Source organism: Limosilactobacillus pulli (genome assembly GCF_947381555.1).
In the GTDB taxonomy this organism is placed as follows: domain Bacteria; phylum Bacillota; class Bacilli; order Lactobacillales; family Lactobacillaceae; genus Limosilactobacillus; species Limosilactobacillus pulli.
The window spans coordinates 1-225 of the sequence record NZ_CANCWQ010000104.1; the positions used below are offsets into that span (position 1 = coordinate 1).

General features: G+C 50.7%; 1 rRNA gene. It reads left to right on the forward strand.

Features of this window, described 5'->3' with window-relative positions:
- A 16S ribosomal RNA gene (locus QOS03_RS09390) occupies nt 1-225 on the forward strand; the annotation flags it as partial.

Below are 225 nucleotides of genomic sequence, written 5' to 3' on the forward strand. Positions count from 1 at the left end.
TGATAAGTCTGATGTGAAAGCCTTTGGCTTAACCAAAGAAGTGCATCGGAAACTGTCAGACTTGAGTGCAGAAGAGGGCAGTGGAACTCCATGTGTAGCGGTGGAATGCGTAGATATATGGAAGAACACCAGTGGCGAAGGCGGCTGCCTGGTCTGCAACTGACGCTGAGGCTCGAAAGCATGGGTAGCGAACAGGATTAGATACCCTGGTAGTCCATGCCGTAA